This is a genomic window from Stenotrophomonas sp. YJH_SMC_81 (assembly GCF_059370875.1).
In genome coordinates this window covers 50750-68363 of record NZ_JCAFUB010000009.1, presented here as the reverse complement: position 1 = coordinate 68363, position 17614 = coordinate 50750, and the positions used below count along the sequence as shown (strand labels likewise).

Below are 17614 nucleotides of genomic sequence, written 5' to 3'. Positions count from 1 at the left end.
ACCCGCACGCTGGCCGTGCCTACCAGGATGCTGTCCATCATGTTCCGTTCCCGCCCGTTGTCCCTTGCCATCCTTCTTGCGGTGGCGCCGCTGTCGGCATCTGCTGCCGAGCGCGCCGACCTGCTGATCCGCAATGCCATCGTGGTCGACGTCGAGCACGCCAGCGCGCGGGCCGGGCAGAGCGTGGTGATCCGCGGCGAGGACATCGTCGCGGTGGGCCCGGACGCGCAGCTGCGCGGCCAGTGGAGCGCGGCCCGCCAGATCGATGCCAAGGGCAAATACCTGATCCCGGGCCTGTGGGACATGCATGTGCACTTCGGTGGCGGCCCGGCGCTGATCGAAGAGAACAAGGCGCTGCTGCCGCTGTACATCGCGCACGGCATCACCACCGTGCGTGACTGTTCCGGCGATCTGCCCGAGCAGGTGCTGCAGTGGCGTGGTGAGATCGCCAGGGGCACGCTGTTCGGCCCGCGCCTGCTCAGCTCGGGCGCGAAGATCGAAGGCATCAAGCCGGTCTGGAAGGGCACGATCGAAGTGGGTAGCGAGGCCGACGTCGACAAGGCGATCACCCGACTGCAGCACGATAAGGTCGATTTCGTGAAGATCACCGACAGCACGCTGAAGCCGGATCTGTTCCTGTATTCGGCCAGCGCAGCGCGCAAGGCCGGCTTCAAGGCCTCGGGCCACATTCCGATGGCGCTGACGGTGGAGCAGGCGGTCGATGCCGGCCTGGCCTCGATCGAGCACCTGGACTACGCATTCAAGGCCGGCAGCAAGGACGAAGCGAAGATCGCCGCCGACTTCGGCGCCGGCCGCATCGACCGCGCGGAAGCCAATCGCCGCCTCGACGCCAGCTTCGACCGTGACACCGCGATGCACGCCTACCGTGATTTCGCCAAGCGCGGCGTATTCGTGACCCCGACCCTCAACGGTGGCCGTATCCTCGATTTCCTGGACCAGGATGACCACGCCAACGATCCGTACCTGGCCTACATCGGCCCGGGCCTGCGCGCGACCTACCAGTGGCGCGTGGACCGCGCCGCGAAGGCGACGCCGGCACAGATCGAGGCGCGCCACGCGCAGTACCACCAGGTGGCGGCCGTGCTGCCGTTGCTGCAGGAGGCGGGCGTGACGATCATTGCCGGCACCGATGCGGGCTTCCTCAACTCGTTCAACTTCCCGGGCATCGCCCTGCACCAGGAACTGCAGCTGTTCGTGAAGGAGGGTCTGAGCGCGCCGCAGGCGCTGTCGGCCGCAACCCGTTCCGGCCCGGCCTGGTTCGGCCAGATGGACCGCTACGGTGGTGTCGCGCAGGGCAAGGCCGCCGACCTGGTGCTGCTGACCGCCAACCCGCTGCAGGACATCGCCGCCACCGAGAAGATCGACAGCGTGATCCTGCGCGGCAACGTGTATGACCGCGCCGCGCTGGACAAGATGCTGGCCGACACCAAGGCCAAGGTCGCGGCGTGGAATGCAGAGGCGGCGAAAGCTGACTGATTGCGTGGTTGGACGGAATCCACGCATGGCGTGGATCTACCGTACCCTCAGTAGATCCACGCCATGCGTGGATGATGCGGCCGGTGACCTAGCGCGGTGCCGGCCGCATTCCGTGTAGCTGCGGCAACGCGGCCTTCATCGCATCGATGAAGGCGCGCAGCCGTGGGGGCTGCTGGCGCGCGGCAGGAAACACGACGTGGACCGGCAGTGCCGGCGCCTGCCAGTCCGGCAGCAGCTGCACCAGCCGTCCTTGTGCGAGGTCGTCGGCCACCAGCCAGGCCGAGACCACCGCTGCGCCCAGCCCGGCGCGTGCAGCCTGCTGTACCACGAACAGGTTGTCGCTGAGCAGGCGCGGGCTGATCGAAAGGGTATGCGCGCGTCCCTGCGCGTCATGCAGCAGCAGGCGTTCGCGGTAGTAGGTGACCAGCGAGATCCACGGCAGTGACTGTGCCTGTTCCGGCGTGCTGACCGCCGTGGCGTCCACCAGCGAGGGCGCTGCCACGACGATGCGCGGCACTTCCGCGAGCGGCAGTGCAACCATGCGCGGTTCGTCGACTGGGCCCACCCGGACCGCGCAGTCGATACCTTCGGCAATGAAATCCGGGCGCCGATCTTCCAGGATCCACTCCAGGCTCAGCTGCGGGTGCTGGGCGAGGAATGCGAGCATGGTCGGCAGCAGCTGCGCCTGGCCAAAGGCGTGCGGCACCATCACCCGCAGGCGTCCGCGCAGCGTTTCCGGTTCGCCGTTCAGTTCGGCCTGCAGCGACTCCCATTCGTCGACCACGCGCTGCGCATGACGCTGGCAGCGCAGGCCGTCCTCGGTCAGTTGCAGGCCATGGGTGGAGCGCTGCAGCAGGCGCAGGCCGAGCTGCCGCTCCAGTGCCTGCAGGCGTCGGCTGACCGTCGGCTGGGTGGTGCCCAGCTGCAGGGCCGCAGCAGACAGGCTGCCGGCATCGACAATGCGCAGGAAGGTGCGCAGCAGATCCAGGCGATCAGCGCCGGTGGCGAGGTCATTCATGCGTGTGGCGTATGAAGTATATGTGCCAGAGCCTACTACAGACGTTTGGCGAATACAGGCAGGATACGCCCACTTCCTCTACGGGGCTCCCCCATGTCTACCCCCTCGCTGTCTGTTGCGGCCGCACCGGCGACCGTGCCTTCCGCCCCATTGGTGCTGGCAATGGCGGCCGGTGCTGGCTTCTCGGTCGCGTCGCTGTATTACAGCCAGCCCATGCTGGGCCTGATCGCGCAGGACCTTGGCGCCGGTGAGCGCGCCGCCGGCCTGGTGCCAACCCTGACCCAGCTCGGCTACGCACTGGGCATCCTGCTGCTGGCACCGCTGGGCGATCGCTTCGACCGCCGCCATCTGATCCTGTTGAAGTCCGCGCTGCTGGCGCTGGCACTGGGCGCCGCCGCGATGGCCGGGCACCTGCCGGGCCTGTTGATGGCCAGCCTGCTGGTCGGGCTGATGGCAACGCTGGCGCAGGACATCGTTCCCGCCGCTGCGGTGCTGGCACCGGATGCGCAGCGCGGCCAGATCGTCGGCCGGGTGATGACCGGCCTGCTGCTCGGCATCCTGTTGTCGCGGGTGGTCAGTGGTGTGGTGGCTGAAGCGTGGGGTTGGCGCACGCAGTTCGTGCTGGCGGCGGTATCGGTGGCGGCGATGGGCGCGGTGATGGCGCGTGCACTGCCGCGTTTCGCGCCGACCAGCACGCTGCGCTATCCGGCGTTGCTGGGCTCATTGCTGGCGTTGTGGCGTGAGCAGCCGCAGCTGCGACGTGCAGTGGCCAGCCAGTCGCTGCTGGCGGTCGGCTTCAGTGCGTTCTGGTCGACCCTGGCGCTGATGCTGCATGCCCGCCTGGGGCTGGGCAGTGCGGCGGCGGGTGCGTTTGGTATTGCGGGTGCGGCCGGTGCATTGGCCGCGCCGTTTGCCGGCCGTTTCGCTGATCGACTGGGGTGCCATGCGGTGGCACGGCTGGCGATTGCGGTGGCGCTGCTGGGCTTCGGCCTGCTGCTGGCCGAAGGCTGGTTGCCGGTCGCCGCGCTGCTGCCGTTGCTGGTGGTGAGTGCGCTGCTGTTCGACTTCGGCTTCCAGTCGGCGCTGGTGGCGCACCAGACCCTGGTCTACGGCCTGGTGCCGCCGGCACGCAGCCGGCTCAATGCGCTGTTGTTCACCGGCATGTTCATCGGCATGGCCGCCGGCGGTGCGCTGGGCAGCCTGGCGCTGGCGCAGTGGGGGTGGCACGGCGTGGCCTGGCTGGCGGTGGTGTGTGCGGGCGGCAGCCTGGCACTGCGTTTGAAGTAGGGGGTTGTTCGGCAGGGCTTGCAGCCCTGCACCTGCTGGAGGCAACAGCAACAGCAACAGCGGGGTTCCTGTAGGGAGGCGGGGTGGGTCCGGTTGCGGGGGACGCCGTGAATCCCCAGTCCGGCCCAGCCGCTGGCGGCTGGGCGTTCGGGCGCTTGCGAAGCAATGCTTCGCAAGCGAAGCGCCCTCACCCATGGGGGCTCGGTCGCGCCATCCATGGCGCTCACGCCCCCGCAACCGGACCCACCCCGCCTTCTGTTGGAATGGCTCTTGGGGTCAGATCCGTTTTCCGGAGGAAAACGGATCTGACCCCTGATTGATTTCGATATCTGACAGAAGTGTCGACCAAGGTCGACACCTACCAACCGCCATCGGAATCTGTCAGAGGTGGGGCGGTGTCGGAGTGCGGGGTGTCAGCCGCATGGATGCGGCTGCCAAGCTTACAGGGACGTACTTGCAGCGTCCCCGTACTCCGACACCGCCGCGCCATTCCACGGAGAGCGCGCTTTTGATTTTGCTGTTGAAGTTGCCGGCCAGCGGCCGGCACTACCGCGGGTGCAGGGCTGCAAGCCCTGCCGACCCCCCCCCTTAATCGTGACCGCTGTCGTCCAGGCTGATGATGCCGCGCCGCAGCGCCTGGGTTACCGCATGCGTGCGATCACCCACGCCGAGCTTGTCCATCAGGCTTTTCATGTGCGCCTTCACCGTCTGCTCGGAAATCTGCATGCGCTCGCCGATGCGCTTGTTCGACAGCCCTCCGGCCACGTGCCGCAGTACCTCGGTCTCGCGCGGCGACAAGCGATCTTCCACCACGTGCGCGGCGATGCTGGCTGCCACCGCCGGGGGAATCGGTGCGCGCCGGCCGCCGGCGACCATGCGGATGGTGTCGACCAGTTCATGGCGCAGCATGTCCTTCAGCAGGTACGCGCTGGCGCCGGCCTGCAGCGCCCGCACCGCACGTACGTCACCGCGGTAAGTGGTCAGCACGATGATGCGCGCGCGCGGATCCATCACGCGGATCCGCACGATGGCTTCCACACCATCCAGGCGTGGCATCTGCAGGTCCATCAGTACCACGTCTGGCTGCAGCTGCTGATAGCGCGCGATGGCTTCCTCGCCATCGGCGGCCTCGCCGAGCAGGCGCAGGTCGGAATGGGCGCCCAGCAGCGCAGCCAGTCCATCACGCAGTAGCGGGTGGTCGTCGACCACCAGCACGCCGATCGGGGCAGGGGACTCAGTCATGGTTTTCTCTACTCCAGGGCCAATGCCAACGCGATCGGCGGCGGTGATACAGCCGCCGGGCCGGGACTGCCAGCGCGACTTCGGTACCCAGCCCGGGGCGGGTCCACAGCTGCAGTTCCGCGCCGAGGCGCTGGGCGCGCTCACGCATGCCCTGCAGGCCCCAATGGCCATGGCCGGCGTTCTCGTCGGCAATGCCGGCACCGTCGTCGCGCACGTGCAGCAGAAAACAACGCGTGCCATAGGACAGTTCCACTTCAATGGCACTGGCATTGGCATGGCGCAACGCATTGCGGATGGCCTCGCGCCCGATCAGGAACACCTCTTCGGCCGCGTCGGCCTGCAGCGGTGGCGTCGCGCCTTCCACGGTCAGGCGCAGGGGATTGATGCCATGCCCGGCGTATTCGGCGTGCACATCGGCCAGTGCCGAAGCGAGGTCGCGACCCGCGAACGGCCCCTCGCGCAGCGCATTGACCCGCTCGCGACCCTCGGCCAGGTTGCGCTCGGCCAGCTGCATCGCTGACTCAAGCTGGCTGCGCACCGGCTCTGGTGTCTGCGCTGACTGGCTGATCGCGTGCAGGCGCAGGATCAGGCCCTGGCTACCCTGCAGCAGGGTGTCGTGCAGGTCGCGCGCGATGCGTTCGCGCTCGCCATTGCGTTCCTGCAGGCGCGCGCGGAACAGTGCGGCCAGCTGCCCGCTGCGGATGCGCACCGCCAGCACCAGCAGTGCAAGCACGGCGGCGGTGCACAGCAGCTTGAACCACACGGTCTGCACGAAGGTGGGAGCGATGCGGAAGCTGCGGCTGGCCGGTGCGGTGCTCCAGATGCCGTCCTCGTTGGCGGCTTCCACCTCGAACCGGTAGCCGCCGGGCGCGAGGTTGGTGTAATACGCACGTGTGCTGCTGCCCGCGTCCTGCCAACCATCATCCACGCCCGACAGGCGGTAGCGGTATCGGTTGCGCTCCGGACGTGCCAACGACAGCGCCACGTAATCGATCTGCAGCTGGCTGGTGCCTGCCGGGAGGCGCAGGCCATCGCGTAGCGGCGCGTGCTCGCTGCCATACAGCACCTCGCCGATACGCACGCTGGGAGCCATCGTATTGACGTGCGAGCGGGTGGTGTCCAGCCAGGCCAGGCCCTGGTTGGTGGCCAGCCACAGCAGGCCGTCGTCGGCCAGGGCGGCGGTGGAGATCGGTCCGCTCTGCAGGGCGATGCCGGGCATGCCGTCGATGGCATCGAACAGGCGTGGCGTCACTGGCAGGCCGGAGCGCAGGGCACGGCGCAGCAACCCGCTTTCCATCCGTACCAGGCCACGGCTGCCGTTGAGCCACAGGTGTCCATTGGCATCGGCGACCATGCCGGTGATGCCTTCCAGTACGCCGGCCATGTCGGTGCGCACCGGAACGAACCGGCCGTTGCCCAGCCGTGCCGCCAGCCCCGCTTCGCCGGCGACCAGCAGAAGGTCCCGGTGGTGCAGCATCGCAGTGATCGGCCCTACCGACAGGCCGTCCCCGGCGCCGAAGCTCTCGGTGCCATTTGCACCCAGGCGGCGCAGGCGGCCATCGGCATAGCCGAGCAGCAGCTGGCCATCGGCATCCAGCGCCAGCGATGAGCAGGCCTGCTCTGGCAGGCGGATTTCACGTTGCCACTGGTCATGCTGGTAGTGCAGCACCCCGCGTTCTCCGGCGCAGACCCAGGCCTGTCCGTCATCGGGGAACAACAGGGCATGCAGCGGCTGCCCGGTGAACGGCGCCGGCAGCGGGATCAATGTGGTGCGGCCGGCGACCGTGCGCGCGAGGTTGACCCAGTCGAACTGCCAGATCGGCGTGGGTGCCTGGCGCGCGGCGGCCTGCAGCTGCGTGGCGCTGCCATCCAGCAGGGGGCGCCGCAGGTCGTAGGGCTTGAGGTCTTCGCCATAGCCATACACGCGCCCATCGCTGGCCCGTACCAGCGAGCGGTAGGGATCGCTCGGGCCGACCACCAGGGCGTGCACGCTGCGTGCGCGGAAGCGGTTGAGGCCGAGATTGGTGCCGACCCAGAGATTGCCTTCGCGATCGACGATGATCGGCACTGCCGATGTGGCGGTCAGTCCTTGCGGCGTATCGAAGCGTTCCATGCGCACGGCCCGGGTGCCGTCGAAGGTGATGCGGGCGACGCCGCCGTGCGGGCTCATCGTGGCCCACAGCGCGCCATCGGCAGTGAACTGCAGGCGCGCAGCAACCAGTTCCGGCAACCGCCGCGCCTCACGTTCGCCGGCCGCCAGCAGACCCTGCGCGTTGGCCAGCGGCGAGGTGCCGCGCACCCGGTCGGCCAGCCATACTTCACCCTGCGGGCTTTCGGCCAGCGTCGCCATCTGCGAGACCGCGATGCCGGTGTCCTCGAACGCGGTCTGGCCCGCCGCACGCATCCAGATCTTCAGGTCGGCCAGCACCCAGAACCTGCCCCGGCTGTCGTGCAGCACCCACTGCGCACGGCGCTCTGGCAGGCCGGCAGCGGCCGGCAGTGGCTGCCAGCGATGTCCGTCAAAGCGGCGCAGCCCGCCATTGATCGCCGCCCAGAGCTGGCCCTGGCGATCCTGGCTGAAGCGTGGGACCACGCCGACCGGCACCCCCTGCTCGCGGCCGTAGCTGCGCAGCTGCCCATGCGTGAACTGGCTGATGCCGGCCTGGAAGTAGCCGATCCACAGCGCACCGCCGGCGGCATGCGCCAGCGTGACCATGTTGGTGGACGGGAACTGGCTGCCGGCGGGCGCCGCCTGCCGTTCGAAGCGACGGCCATCGAAGCGGTACAGGCCCGAGCCGGTAGCCAGCCACAACAGGCCCTCACGGTCCTGGGCAATGTCCCAGATATCGCCCGGCGCGCCCTGGCCGACACGCCAGGCGGTGTGTTCGTAATCGGGCAGCCCGCCGCTCACCGGCGGGCGCTGCACGGCAAAGGCGGGCAGGGAGGTCAACAGCAGCAGGCACGTCAGCAGCGTCGGCAGGCGACGCACGGACGGGAAGGGGCGGCCACGCATGGCGCGCATTCTGGCAGGTGTGGGGCAGTCCGGGGTGACCCGAACGGGGTAGGCGGCGTGCGCCGGCGTCGGCTATCACGCCGGCATGCCCTCCGGAGCCTCGCCATGCAGCGCCTGTTCGTGATGTTCCCCGACCGCGGTCCGGGCATCGGCCTGCTGTGGTTGCGGTTGTGCCTGTCCGCTGCGCTGTTGACGCCCGGCATGCAGGCGGGCGGGTGGTCGGCGTTGTGCCTGCTGGCAGTGCTGATGCTCGTGCTGGGTGCGTTGACGCCGCTGGCGGCGCTGATGGCGGCCGTGGGCATGTTCGCGCAGCAGGCGCCGTGGCCGCAGGCGGCGCTGCCATTGGCGCTGTTGATGCTGGGCCCTGGCGCCTATTCATTGGATGCGCGGTTGTTCGGGCGCCGCCTGCTCGGCCGTCGGCCTCCCCCATTCGGGTAGGTGCTGGCCTCGACCGACGGGGGTAGGGCATCACGCAGGGGTCACGCACCATGGGGCACCCCTTCGCGGCGTCCCGCATGGCCACCCTCTTCCCGCCTGATCCGCCCGCCGCTTCACTGGCACCGCAACAGGCCGCCGCGTTGCAGCGCGCCCTGCGCTATGTCGATGAGCATCTGTCGCAGCCGCTGCGGGTGACCGAGCTGGCGGCGGCCGCCTGCGTCAGCCGCTTCCATCTGGTACGCCTGTTCCGCGCCGGTACCGGCGCCAGCCCGCTGCGCTATGTCCGCCGCCGTCGCATCGAGCGCGCGCGCGAGCTGCTGCCGGGCGCGCAGCTGCCGATGGCCTGCCTGGCCCAGCAGCTGGGCTTCTTCGACCAGAGCCATTTCGTCCGCAGCTTCCGCGCGGAGACCGGCTGCAGCCCCGGCCAGTACGTTGCCGGCGATGCCGCCCTGTTGCATCCCCTTGATCGTGTTTCCAACGGAGTCCACCCATGAGCCTTGCCACCGCCACTCCCGCCCCGGCGCTGCTGTCGCCGACCGACCACGCCCTGGTGCTGATCGACTTCCAGTCGCAGATGGCGTTCGCCACCCACACCATCGACATCTCCGCGCTGCGCAACAACGTGTCGCTGATCGGCAAGGGCGCCAAGGGCTTCAATGTACCGGTCGTGCTGACCACAGTCGCCGAAGCGTCGTTCTCCGGGCCGATGTTCCCGGAACTACCGCAGATCTTTCCGGGCCAGACGGTGTTCGATCGCACCTCGATGAACACCTGGGAAGACCAGCCTGTGATCGATGAGATCAACCGCATCGGCAAGCGCCGTCTGGTCATCGCCGGCCTGTGGACCAGCGTCTGCATCGTCGGCCCGGCACTGTCGGCGCTGGCGCAGGGCTTCGAGGTGTATGTGATCACCGATGCCTGTGGCGATGTCAGCGAGGAAGCGCACGAGCGTGCGATTACCCGCATGGTGCAGGCCGGCGCGGTGCCGATGACCAGCGTGCAGTACCTGCTCGAACTGCAGCGCGACTGGGCACGGGGTGAAACCTACGACCTGACCACCGGCATTGCGCGCGACCACGCTGGCGGCTACGGCATCGGCATCCAGTACGCCAAGCGGATGTTCGGTGCGCAGGAAGGCGGGCACTGAGCATGGTTGCCGGCCATGGCCTCGACCTGGCCCTGCTGATGCTGCGCGTGGCGGCAGGAGGCTTCCTGCTGCCGCACGCGCTGGGCAAGCTGTTCGGCTGGTTCGGGGGGCCGGGGCTTTCCGGCTTCACCACCGAGCTGCGCGGTTTCGGGCTGCCGGCAGTGGCACCGTTGCCATTGCTGTTGGCCTTGCTGCAGGTGTTGTCCGGGCTGGCCGTGCTGCTGGGGTGGCAGACTCGCATCGCTGCGCTTGCAGCGGCTGCCTTCATCGGCTTCACCGTGCTGTTGGCCCTGCCCAAGGGCTGGTTCTGGATGCGCGGCGGCAGTGAGTACCCGTTGATGTGGACCACGGTGCTGCTGGCCCTCGCGCTGGCCGGCCCCGGTGCCTGGGCGCTGGACGGCCAACGCTTTCCGGGAGAATTCGCATGAGTCACGATCCCCTCGATCATGGCCGCCGCAACGTGGTGCTGGCCAGCGGCGCCGCTGTTGCGCTCGGCCTGGCAGGTCGCGCCGGTGCCGCACTCGATCCCACTTCCAAGGAGCGTCGCATGAGCACGCTGGTCATCCGCAATGCCCGCATTACCACCCTCGACCCGCAGCAGCCGCATGCGCAGGCGCTGGCTGTACAGGAAGGCCGCATCGTGGCCGTCGGCAGCGACGAGGAGATCATGCGCGGCTGGGGCAATGAAGCGACCTTGATCGACGCCCAGGGCCGGCGCCTGCTGCCCGGCCTCAACGACAGCCACACCCACCTGATCCGTGGTGGCCTGAACTACAACCTGGAGCTGCGCTGGGACGGCCTGCGTTCGCTGGGCGACGCCCTGGACATGCTGAAGGCCCAGGTAGACCGTACTCCCGCGCCGCAGTGGGTCCGCGTGGTCGGTGGCTTCACCGCCGCGCAGTTCAACGAGAAGCGCCTGCCGACGCTGCAGGAGCTCAACGACATCGCACCGGATACGCCGGTGTTCCTGCTGCACCTGTATGACCGCGCACTGCTCAACCGCGCCGCGCTGCGCGCCTGCGGCTACAGCAAGGACACACCGGATCCGCCGGGTGGCCAGATCGTGCGCGATTCGCTGGGCAACCCGACCGGGCTGCTGCTGGCCAAGCCCAATGCGCTGATCCTGTACGCCACGCTGGCCAAGGGCCCGCGCCTGCCGATCGAATACCAGGCCAACTCGACGCGCCATTTCATGCGCGAACTGAACCGGCTTGGCATCACTTCGGTGATCGACGCCGGCGGTGGCTTCCAGAACTACCCCGAGGACTACCAGGTCATCGAGCAGCTGCACCGCGATGACCAGCTGACGGTGCGCATCGCCTACAACCTGTTCACCCAGAACAAGGGCAGGGAAGTGGATGACTTCCGTGGCTGGAGCGAGATCCTGCAGCCGCGCCAGGGCGATGACCTGCTGCGCCACAACGGCGCGGGCGAGATGCTGGTGTTCTCTGCCGCCGACTTCGAACTGTTCAATGAGCCGCGCCCGGAACTGCCGCCGGAGCTGGAGCCCGAACTGCACGACGTGGTGAAGCTGCTGGTCGAGAAGCGCTGGCCGTTCCGCATCCACGCCACCTACGACGAGAGCATCACCCGCATCCTGGATGTGTACGAACAGGTCAACCGGGAGGTGCCGTTCGATGGCCTGCACTGGTTCATCGACCACGCCGAGACCATCACTCCGCGCAACATCGAGCGCATCCGCGCGCTGGGTGGGGGTATCGCCGTGCAGCACCGCATGGCTTACCAGGGCGAAGCCTTCGTCGAGCGCTACGGTGTGCAGGCGGCACGGCACACGCCGCCGGTCAGGCGCATGTTGGCCGAGGGCGTGCCGGTGGGCGCAGGCACCGACGCCACCCGCGTGGCCAGCTACAACCCGTGGGTGGCGTTGTCCTGGCTGGTGACCGGGCGCACCGTGGGCGGGTTGGCCCTGTATGGCGAGGAAAACCTGCTCGAACGCGAGCAGGCGCTGCGCCTGTGGACCCAGGGCAGCGCCTGGTTCTCCGGCGACGAAGCAGTGAAGGGGACATTGAAGGTTGGTCAGCTGGCCGACTTCATCCTGCTCTCGGCCGATTTCTTCCGCGTCGACGACGCGCAGATCGCCGACATCACCAGCATGCTGACCGTGGTCGGCGGGCGCATCGTGCACGCCGACGGCGATTATGCTGGGCTGGCGCCGCAGCTGCCGCCGGCGATGCCGGACTGGTCGCCGGTCAACCGGTTCGGTGGTTACCATGTCGGCGGTGCTGCCACCGGGTTGGCAGCTGCCCATCGCCACCATCACGGTGTGGCCTGCAGTACGCATGGTGCTCACGGGCATGCCGCGCAGCATGCGGCGCCCACCGATGACCTGACCGTCTTCTGGGGCGCGATGGGATGCTCGTGCTTCGCGTTCTGAGCCTGGCGCTGCTGTCCGTGCCCTCGCTGGCGCTGGCCTGCGAAGGCGGCCGCTGCAGCGACGCGGGCAACGGCGAGCTGCAGCTGGACGCATCGCTGCGCCTGCGTGGCCTGTACTACGACCCGACCCGGTTCGGTATCGGCGGCGGCGAAGATGGCTATGGCCTGCTGCGTGCACTGGCTTCGGCCACCTATGTGGAGGACACCTGGCAGGCAAAACTGCAGCTGGGCGTGCATGCCGAGAATGGCAAGGCAGGCGGCCCGGGCCGCACCGACCGTGGTGCCTTGGACGTGCAGCAGGCGTACTGGCGCTGGCAGCGCGGTGGCTTCCATGTGCAGCTCGGCCGGCAGGACGCCGGCTATGGCAGCTCGCGGCTGTTGTCGGTGCGCGATGGGCCGAACATCCGCCTGGCCTTCGACGGTGCGCGCCTGGGCTGGAAGGGGCGGCTCGGCACGCTTGACTTGATGGCCCTGCGGCCGGTCGAGAACCGGCCGGGTGCCTTTGATGATCGCAGCGAACACGGTGCGCACCTGTGGGGTGCCTATGCCACCGCGGCACGCGGGCAGGGCGTGGGACAGTGGGATCTGTACCTGCTGGACTACCGCCGCGACGGTGCGCGCTTTGCGGCGGGCTCCGGAACCGAGCGCCGGCAGACCCTCGGTGCACGCTGGTTCGGCCAGGTTGGTGCACTGGACTGGAACAGCGAGCTGGTGGCGCAGGGCGGTGAGCTGCGTGCCGCCACCGGCACCCTCGACATCCGTGCATGGACGCTGGCGACCGACACCGGCTGGCGCTGGAGGGATGTGCCGCTGCAACCGCGCGTGGGCCTGAAGGCCGACGTCGCCAGTGGCGATGGCAACCTGCACGACCGGCGATTGGGCACCTTCAATGCACTGTTCCCGAAATCGGCCTACTTCAGCGAGGCCAGCCTGCTGGCCCCGGCCAATCTGATGGACCTGCAGCCGACCCTGGCCCTGCGCCTGCACGATGCGGTGACGACGGAACTGGGCGTACAGATGGCCTGGAAGCATCGTCGTGCCGATGCGGTCTACACCACGCCGGCGCCGCTGGTGGCGTTGCCGGGCAGCGCCGGTGGCGCGCGCCGCATCGGCACCCAGTACAAATCCGAAACCCGCTGGCAGGCCAGCGAACACTGGCAATGGCAGCTGCAGCTGGCCTGGGTCGACGCCGGTCCTGCACTGAAGCAGGCTGGAGGCCAGGACACGCTGTTCGCCTCGATCGTTGGAGCATGGCAATGGTGAACGCAACCGCGTCGCAACCCCCCGTACAGGCCGCAGGGGCCTGGTCCCCGCTGAAGATCCAGATGTTCCGTTCGATCTGGCTGGCGATCCTGGCCAGCAACATCGGCACCTGGGTCAATGATGTGGCCGCCGCCTGGGTGATGGCCGAGCGCACCGGTTCGCCGTTGATGGTGGCCCTGGTGCAGTCGGCCACCACAGTGCCGATCGTGCTGCTGGCGCTCGCTGCCGGCACCCTGGCCGACATTGTCGATCGTCGGAAGTACCTGTTGGCGACCCAGGGCTGGATGCTGCTGGTGGCCGCAGCGATGGCTGCGTTGACCGCGATGGACCTGCTGACCCCGCAGTTGCTGGTGCTGCTGACCTTCTGCATGGGCTGCGGTGCGGCGATGGCAATGCCCGCGCAGGCCGCCATCGTCTCCGAACTGGTGCCGCAGCCGATGCTGGCCTCGGCGGTGGCGCTGAACTCGATCGGCATCAATATCGCCCGTTCGATCGGCCCGGCCATCGGCGGCGTGATCGTCGCCCAGCTGGGTGCGGCCTGGGCGTTCGGCTTCAATGCCATCACCTTCGCCGCAATGCTGTTCGTGGTGTGGGGCTGGAAGCGCGACCCAAAGCAGTCGAGCTTGCCGCCGGAAGGCTTCGGTGCCGGATTGAAAGCGGGCCTGCGCTACGCCAGCCGTGCCGGACGGCTGCAGGCGGTGCTGATCAAGTCGGTCGGCTTCTTCTTCTTCGCCGCGGCAATGAACGCGCTGTTGCCGGTGGTGGTGCGTGGGCAGATGCAGGGTGGGGCGGGGCAGTACGGCATGCTGCTCGGCTGCATCGGCATCGGTGCAGTGGGCGGTGCGTTGCTGCTGCCGAAGCTGCGCGCACAGCTGGATCGCGACCTGCTGGTACTGCTGGCGACGTTGTCGCTGGCCCTGAGCCTGGTCGGGCTGGCGCTGACCCGCAGCTGGTACGTGCTTCCGGCGGTGATGCTGGTCAATGGTTTTGCGTGGATCACCGTGCTGTCGTCGCTGCAGATCGCTGCGCAGACTGCGGTTCCGGCATGGGTACGTGCGCGTGCGCTGGCGCTGTACATCATGGTGTTCTCTGCCGGCATGGCCGCCGGCGGCCTGAGCTGGGGCGCGCTCGCTCAGCGCACCTCGCCCGAACTGGCGTTGCTGGTGGCAGCGGCCGGTGCGGTGATCGGCGGATTGCTGGTGTGGCGCGTGCGCATCGCCGGCACCGAGGACCTGAACCTGCGCCCGGCCGGGCACTGGCCGGCACCCGAGCTGTCGGTGCCGGTGTCGAACGATCGAGGCCCGGTGCTGGTCACCATCGAGTATCGCATCGATGATGCTGATCGTGCCGCGTTCCAGGCGCAGATGCGCGCGATGGGATCCATCCGTCGTCGCGACGGTGCGGTGGTCTGGGGCGTAGTCGAAGACGTGGCAACACCGGGAATCCACCTTGAGTATTTCGTGACCCCGTCATGGCTGGAGCACCTTCGCCAGCACGAGCGCATCACCGCCGACGACAAGGCGATCCAGGAAGAACTACGCGGATTGCATCGGGGAGAGCGCGCGCCGGTGGTGCGCCACTTCGTGGGTGGCCATGATCCGCTGCCCGCCTCCGTGCCACATCACCATGCCGACATCTGAGCCGTCGCGGCTAGAGCCGGCCGCTCGCCGGCTGCGCAGGATCGCGATGGATTGATCGGGGTGCCGGCCAGTGGCCGGCACTACCGAAGGGGCGGCGGTTGACCTGCCAGTGGTAGAACCGCCCGCTGGCCGGCTGTGCAGGATCGCGAAGGATTGATCGGGGTGCCGGCCAGCGGCCGGCACTACCGAAGCGGAGGCGGTTGACCTGCCAGCGGTAGAGCCGGCCGCTGGCCGGCTGTGCAGGATCGCGAAGGATTGATCGGGGTGCCGGCCAGCGGCCGGCGCTACCGAAGCGGAGGCGGTTGACCTGCCGGTGGTAGAGCCGGCCGCTGGCCGGCTGCGCAGGATCGCGATGGATTGATCGGGGTGCCGGCCAGTGGCCGGCACTACCGAAGTGGCGGCGGCACCGTTGCGGCGCCGCCGCGATACCTCACTTGCGTGCGAATGCCAGCAGGTCGGCGTTGAACTGGTCGGCGTGGGTGATGGTCAGGCCATGCGGCGCACCGGCGTACACGTTCAGTTCGGCATCCTTGATGATCTGCGAGGACAGCTTGGCCGAGGCATCGAACGGCACGATCTGGTCGTCATCGCCGTGCACGACCAGCGCCGGCACGTCGATCTTCTTCAGGTCCTCGGTGTAGTCCACTTCCGAGAATTCGTGCACGCAGTCGTACTGGCCCTTGACGCCACCGAGCATGCCCTGCAGCCAGAACGCATCGCGCATGCCCTGGGTGACGTTGTTGCCATCCCGGTTGGCGCCGAAGAACGGGGTGGTCAGGTCCTTGAAGAACTGCGAACGGTCGCCGCCGGTACCCTTGCGGATACCGTCGAAGACCTCCAGCGGGGTGCCGGCGGGGTTGCCAGCGGTCTTCAGCATCAGCGGCGGCACGGCGCCGACCAGCACCACCTTGGCCACGCGCGCGCTGCCGTGGCGACCGATGTAATGGGCCACTTCACCGCCGCCGGTGGAATGGCCGACCAGGATCGCGTCCTTCAGGTCCAGCGCTTCGATCACCGCGGCCAGGTCATCGGCATAGGTGTCCATGTTGTTGCCATCCCAGGTCTGGCTGGAGCGTCCGTGGCTGCGGCGATCGTGGGCGACCACGCGAAAGCCGTTCTGGCCCATGAACAGCATCTGCGGATCCCAGGCATCGGAAGTCAGCGGCCAACCGTGGGCGAACACGATCGGCTGGCCGGTGCCCCAATCCTTGTAGAAGATGCGGGCGCCATCGGCGACGGTGACGAAGTTGCTCATTGCAGGTTCCTTGGCGGAAGGGAGGGAAGGCTTCGGCAGGATGCCGGTGCCTTCGGCAGTACAGCGCAGGCGCAGGCGACCGACTTGCACGGCTGTGCTGGATTGCATCGGATGTGACGCGTATCGCTCTGGCAGGACGGGAGCCGTATGCCGAGGATGAGCGCAGCCCGCCACAGGAACGCACGGATGCCCGCCATGCGATGGTCGCTGATGCTGTGCCTGCTGCTGCCCATGGCAGCGCCGGCACAGACCCATGTCTACAAGTGCGTGGATGGACCGCACCCGGTCTACCAGCAGACACCCTGCCAGGGGCGCGCCGCATGGCGCTGGGACGTGCCCGCGGAGCAGTCATTGTCCCGCGGCGCTGTGGCGCCAGCGGCTTCGACACCGAAGCCATCGCCCCGGCCACGGCGTGCGGCGCGGGCGCACGGTGCGCTGATCACGATCAGCACGGATGCGGCGGCCTGCGAGCGTGCCCGGCGTCATCGCGAGCAGGCGTTGCTCAAGCGTCGGCGCCTGGATTTCGTGCAGCGCCGGCAGCTGGATGACGCGGTCTACGGCGCCTGCCAGTGACGCGGGGACGCTGAAGTGCCGAAAACGACAACGGCGCCATAGGGCGCCGTCGCGTGGAGTACCGTGAGTGCAGCTCTCAGCGACCGTCGCTGGCGGCCGCCGGTGCGGGCACGCTGTCCGGCTTGGGCAGGCTCAACTCCGGGTTGCCCTGTTCGGCCTGCAGGATCTGGATGCGGCGCTGCAGGGCGTCCAGCTGGCTGTTGGTGCTCTGCACGTCGGTGCTGAGGCTCACGGCCTGCTGCTGGGCCTGCTGCAGGGCGGCGCTGACCTGAGCCGACTGCGCCTGCTGCTGTTCCATTTCCTGCTGCAGGGTACGCAGGCGTTCCTCGTTGTAGGCCACCAGGCGCTCGGTGTAGCGCTTGCCGGCTTCAAGGCGGGTGGTGTCGATGTAGACCTGGGCCAGCTGTTCGGACTGCTGCGCGAAGGTGCGATAGACGCGCTCGGCGTTGTCCACCGCATCGGTCTTGATCACCCGCCAGAAGTTCTTCTCCTGGAACAGGGCGACGTAGTAGGTCAGGGTGTTGGCATTGAACAGCAGGCTGGCGCCGTAGTTGCCGTTGTAGGTGGTGCGCAGCTCGGTCAGCTGGCGCGAGTCCATCAACTGCTTGAGTTCGTCCACGGTATTGCGCACCACCGGCGCGCTGCGCGCCGGTTCGGCTGCCGCCTCACGGTCGCCACGTGCAGCCATCGCTGCCGGTGCCACCAGCATCATGACCACGGCCAGCACTGCCGCGCTGCGCGCGTGCCGGGCAAAGACCGCGCCCCCTGAAGTTTCTCGCATGTCTAGACCATCCACGGATGAGTGTGGGTTGATATGAAGGTGGTTCCCCGCCGGGAGTCTAGCATG

15 protein-coding genes are annotated in these 17614 nt (G+C 68.3%); 10 read left to right on the top strand and 5 right to left on the bottom strand.

All coding sequences use genetic code 11. The features are described 5' to 3' along the window. Window positions 1–39 precede the first annotated feature (39 nt). Window positions 40–1497, top strand: coding sequence for an amidohydrolase family protein (locus tag AC5P8U_RS16450; protein WP_072167483.1), 1458 nt, complete (start codon window positions 40–42; stop codon window positions 1495–1497). An 88-nt stretch (window positions 1498–1585) separates the two neighbouring features. Here the strand turns inward: AC5P8U_RS16450 and AC5P8U_RS16445 are convergent, their stop codons facing one another. Next, on the bottom strand, window positions 1586–2515 hold the full coding sequence (locus AC5P8U_RS16445; protein ID WP_005417015.1) for a LysR family transcriptional regulator: 930 nt from the start codon (window positions 2513–2515) through the stop codon (window positions 1586–1588). 93 nt (window positions 2516–2608) lie between these two features. Here AC5P8U_RS16445 and AC5P8U_RS16440 point away from each other — a divergent pair, with 93 nt between their 5' ends. After that, window positions 2609–3802, top strand: a complete 1194-nt coding sequence (locus AC5P8U_RS16440) for an MFS transporter (protein WP_447897281.1) — start codon at window positions 2609–2611, stop codon at window positions 3800–3802. 588 nt (window positions 3803–4390) lie between these two features. Here AC5P8U_RS16440 and AC5P8U_RS16435 read toward each other — a convergent pair. Together AC5P8U_RS16435 and AC5P8U_RS16430 are read right to left on the bottom strand one after the other, a co-directional pair. Continuing rightward, a complete protein-coding gene (locus AC5P8U_RS16435; RefSeq protein ID WP_447897306.1) occupies window positions 4391–5044 on the bottom strand; it encodes a response regulator in 654 nt (217 codons plus the stop codon). Then, on the bottom strand, window positions 5037–8066 hold the full coding sequence (locus AC5P8U_RS16430; protein ID WP_088497895.1) for a sensor histidine kinase: 3030 nt from the start codon (window positions 8064–8066) through the stop codon (window positions 5037–5039). The genes AC5P8U_RS16435 and AC5P8U_RS16430 overlap by 8 nt, the downstream gene beginning before the upstream one ends. Window positions 8067–8162: 96 nt before the next feature. Here AC5P8U_RS16430 and AC5P8U_RS16425 point away from each other — a divergent pair, with 96 nt between their 5' ends. The 7 genes from AC5P8U_RS16425 (at window position 8163) to AC5P8U_RS16395 (ending at window position 14939) form a co-directional block, all read left to right on the top strand. Beyond that, window positions 8163–8495, top strand: coding sequence for a hypothetical protein (locus tag AC5P8U_RS16425; protein ID WP_353080434.1), 333 nt, complete (start codon window positions 8163–8165; stop codon window positions 8493–8495). Between the two features lie 50 nt (window positions 8496–8545). Then, a complete protein-coding gene (locus tag AC5P8U_RS16420) occupies window positions 8546–8989 on the top strand; it encodes a helix-turn-helix transcriptional regulator (RefSeq protein ID WP_072167487.1) in 444 nt (147 codons plus the stop codon). Next, window positions 8986–9642: a hydrolase gene (locus AC5P8U_RS16415; RefSeq protein ID WP_005417006.1), complete on the top strand. Its 657-nt coding sequence runs from the start codon at window positions 8986–8988 to the stop codon at window positions 9640–9642. The genes AC5P8U_RS16420 and AC5P8U_RS16415 overlap by 4 nt, the downstream gene beginning before the upstream one ends. 2 nt (window positions 9643–9644) lie before the next feature. Then, a complete protein-coding gene (locus AC5P8U_RS16410; RefSeq protein WP_188240890.1) occupies window positions 9645–10070 on the top strand; it encodes a DoxX family protein in 426 nt (141 codons plus the stop codon). Between the two features lie 119 nt (window positions 10071–10189). Next, a complete protein-coding gene (locus AC5P8U_RS16405; protein WP_445391467.1) occupies window positions 10190–12037 on the top strand; it encodes an amidohydrolase in 1848 nt (615 codons plus the stop codon). Next, entirely contained in the window at window positions 12016–13299 is a 1284-nt protein-coding gene (locus AC5P8U_RS16400) for an alginate export family protein (RefSeq protein ID WP_445391195.1), read from the top strand. Before AC5P8U_RS16405 ends, AC5P8U_RS16400 begins: the two co-directional genes overlap by 22 nt. Continuing rightward, window positions 13293–14939 carry an MFS transporter gene (locus AC5P8U_RS16395; protein WP_445391194.1) on the top strand — a complete coding sequence of 549 codons (1647 nt, stop codon included), beginning with the start codon at window positions 13293–13295 and terminating at the stop codon, window positions 14937–14939. The genes AC5P8U_RS16400 and AC5P8U_RS16395 overlap by 7 nt, the downstream gene beginning before the upstream one ends. A 430-nt stretch (window positions 14940–15369) precedes the next feature. On the opposite strand, the gene AC5P8U_RS16390 is transcribed toward AC5P8U_RS16395, so the two are convergent. After that, window positions 15370–16194: an alpha/beta fold hydrolase gene (locus AC5P8U_RS16390; protein ID WP_151355020.1), complete on the bottom strand. Its 825-nt coding sequence runs from the start codon at window positions 16192–16194 to the stop codon at window positions 15370–15372. 186 nt (window positions 16195–16380) lie between these two features. Between AC5P8U_RS16390 and AC5P8U_RS16385 the strand changes: the two genes are divergently transcribed. After that, complete coding sequence (locus AC5P8U_RS16385) at window positions 16381–16767, top strand: hypothetical protein (RefSeq protein WP_088497886.1); 387 nt, start codon at window positions 16381–16383, stop codon at window positions 16765–16767. Between the two features lie 76 nt (window positions 16768–16843). Here the strand turns inward: AC5P8U_RS16385 and AC5P8U_RS16380 are convergent, their stop codons facing one another. Continuing rightward, the gene (locus AC5P8U_RS16380) at window positions 16844–17548 is read right to left on the bottom strand and encodes a DUF2968 domain-containing protein (RefSeq protein WP_032954256.1); all 705 of its coding nucleotides are present in this window, start codon (window positions 17546–17548) and stop codon (window positions 16844–16846) included. Between the last annotated feature and the right edge of the window lie 66 nt (window positions 17549–17614).

Coding starts and splice junctions, on each gene's coding strand:
- AC5P8U_RS16415 (WP_005417006.1), top strand. CDS start 8,986: ATGAGCCTTGCCACCGCCACTCCCGCCCCGGCGCTGCTGTCGCCGACC.
- AC5P8U_RS16400 (WP_445391195.1), top strand. CDS start 12,016: ATGCTCGTGCTTCGCGTTCTGAGCCTGGCGCTGCTGTCCGTGCCCTCG.
- AC5P8U_RS16430 (WP_088497895.1), bottom strand. CDS start 8,066: ATGCGCGCCATGCGTGGCCGCCCCTTCCCGTCCGTGCGTCGCCTGCCG.
- AC5P8U_RS16445 (WP_005417015.1), bottom strand. CDS start 2,515: ATGAATGACCTCGCCACCGGCGCTGATCGCCTGGATCTGCTGCGCACC.
- AC5P8U_RS16380 (WP_032954256.1), bottom strand. CDS start 17,548: ATGCGAGAAACTTCAGGGGGCGCGGTCTTTGCCCGGCACGCGCGCAGC.
- AC5P8U_RS16425 (WP_353080434.1), top strand. CDS start 8,163: ATGCAGCGCCTGTTCGTGATGTTCCCCGACCGCGGTCCGGGCATCGGC.
- AC5P8U_RS16435 (WP_447897306.1), bottom strand. CDS start 5,044: ATGACTGAGTCCCCTGCCCCGATCGGCGTGCTGGTGGTCGACGACCAC.
- AC5P8U_RS16420 (WP_072167487.1), top strand. CDS start 8,546: ATGGGGCACCCCTTCGCGGCGTCCCGCATGGCCACCCTCTTCCCGCCT.
- AC5P8U_RS16440 (WP_447897281.1), top strand. CDS start 2,609: ATGTCTACCCCCTCGCTGTCTGTTGCGGCCGCACCGGCGACCGTGCCT.
- AC5P8U_RS16395 (WP_445391194.1), top strand. CDS start 13,293: ATGGTGAACGCAACCGCGTCGCAACCCCCCGTACAGGCCGCAGGGGCC.
- AC5P8U_RS16390 (WP_151355020.1), bottom strand. CDS start 16,194: ATGAGCAACTTCGTCACCGTCGCCGATGGCGCCCGCATCTTCTACAAG.
- AC5P8U_RS16410 (WP_188240890.1), top strand. CDS start 9,645: ATGGTTGCCGGCCATGGCCTCGACCTGGCCCTGCTGATGCTGCGCGTG.
- AC5P8U_RS16385 (WP_088497886.1), top strand. CDS start 16,381: ATGCCCGCCATGCGATGGTCGCTGATGCTGTGCCTGCTGCTGCCCATG.
- AC5P8U_RS16450 (WP_072167483.1), top strand. CDS start 40: ATGTTCCGTTCCCGCCCGTTGTCCCTTGCCATCCTTCTTGCGGTGGCG.
- AC5P8U_RS16405 (WP_445391467.1), top strand. CDS start 10,190: ATGAGCACGCTGGTCATCCGCAATGCCCGCATTACCACCCTCGACCCG.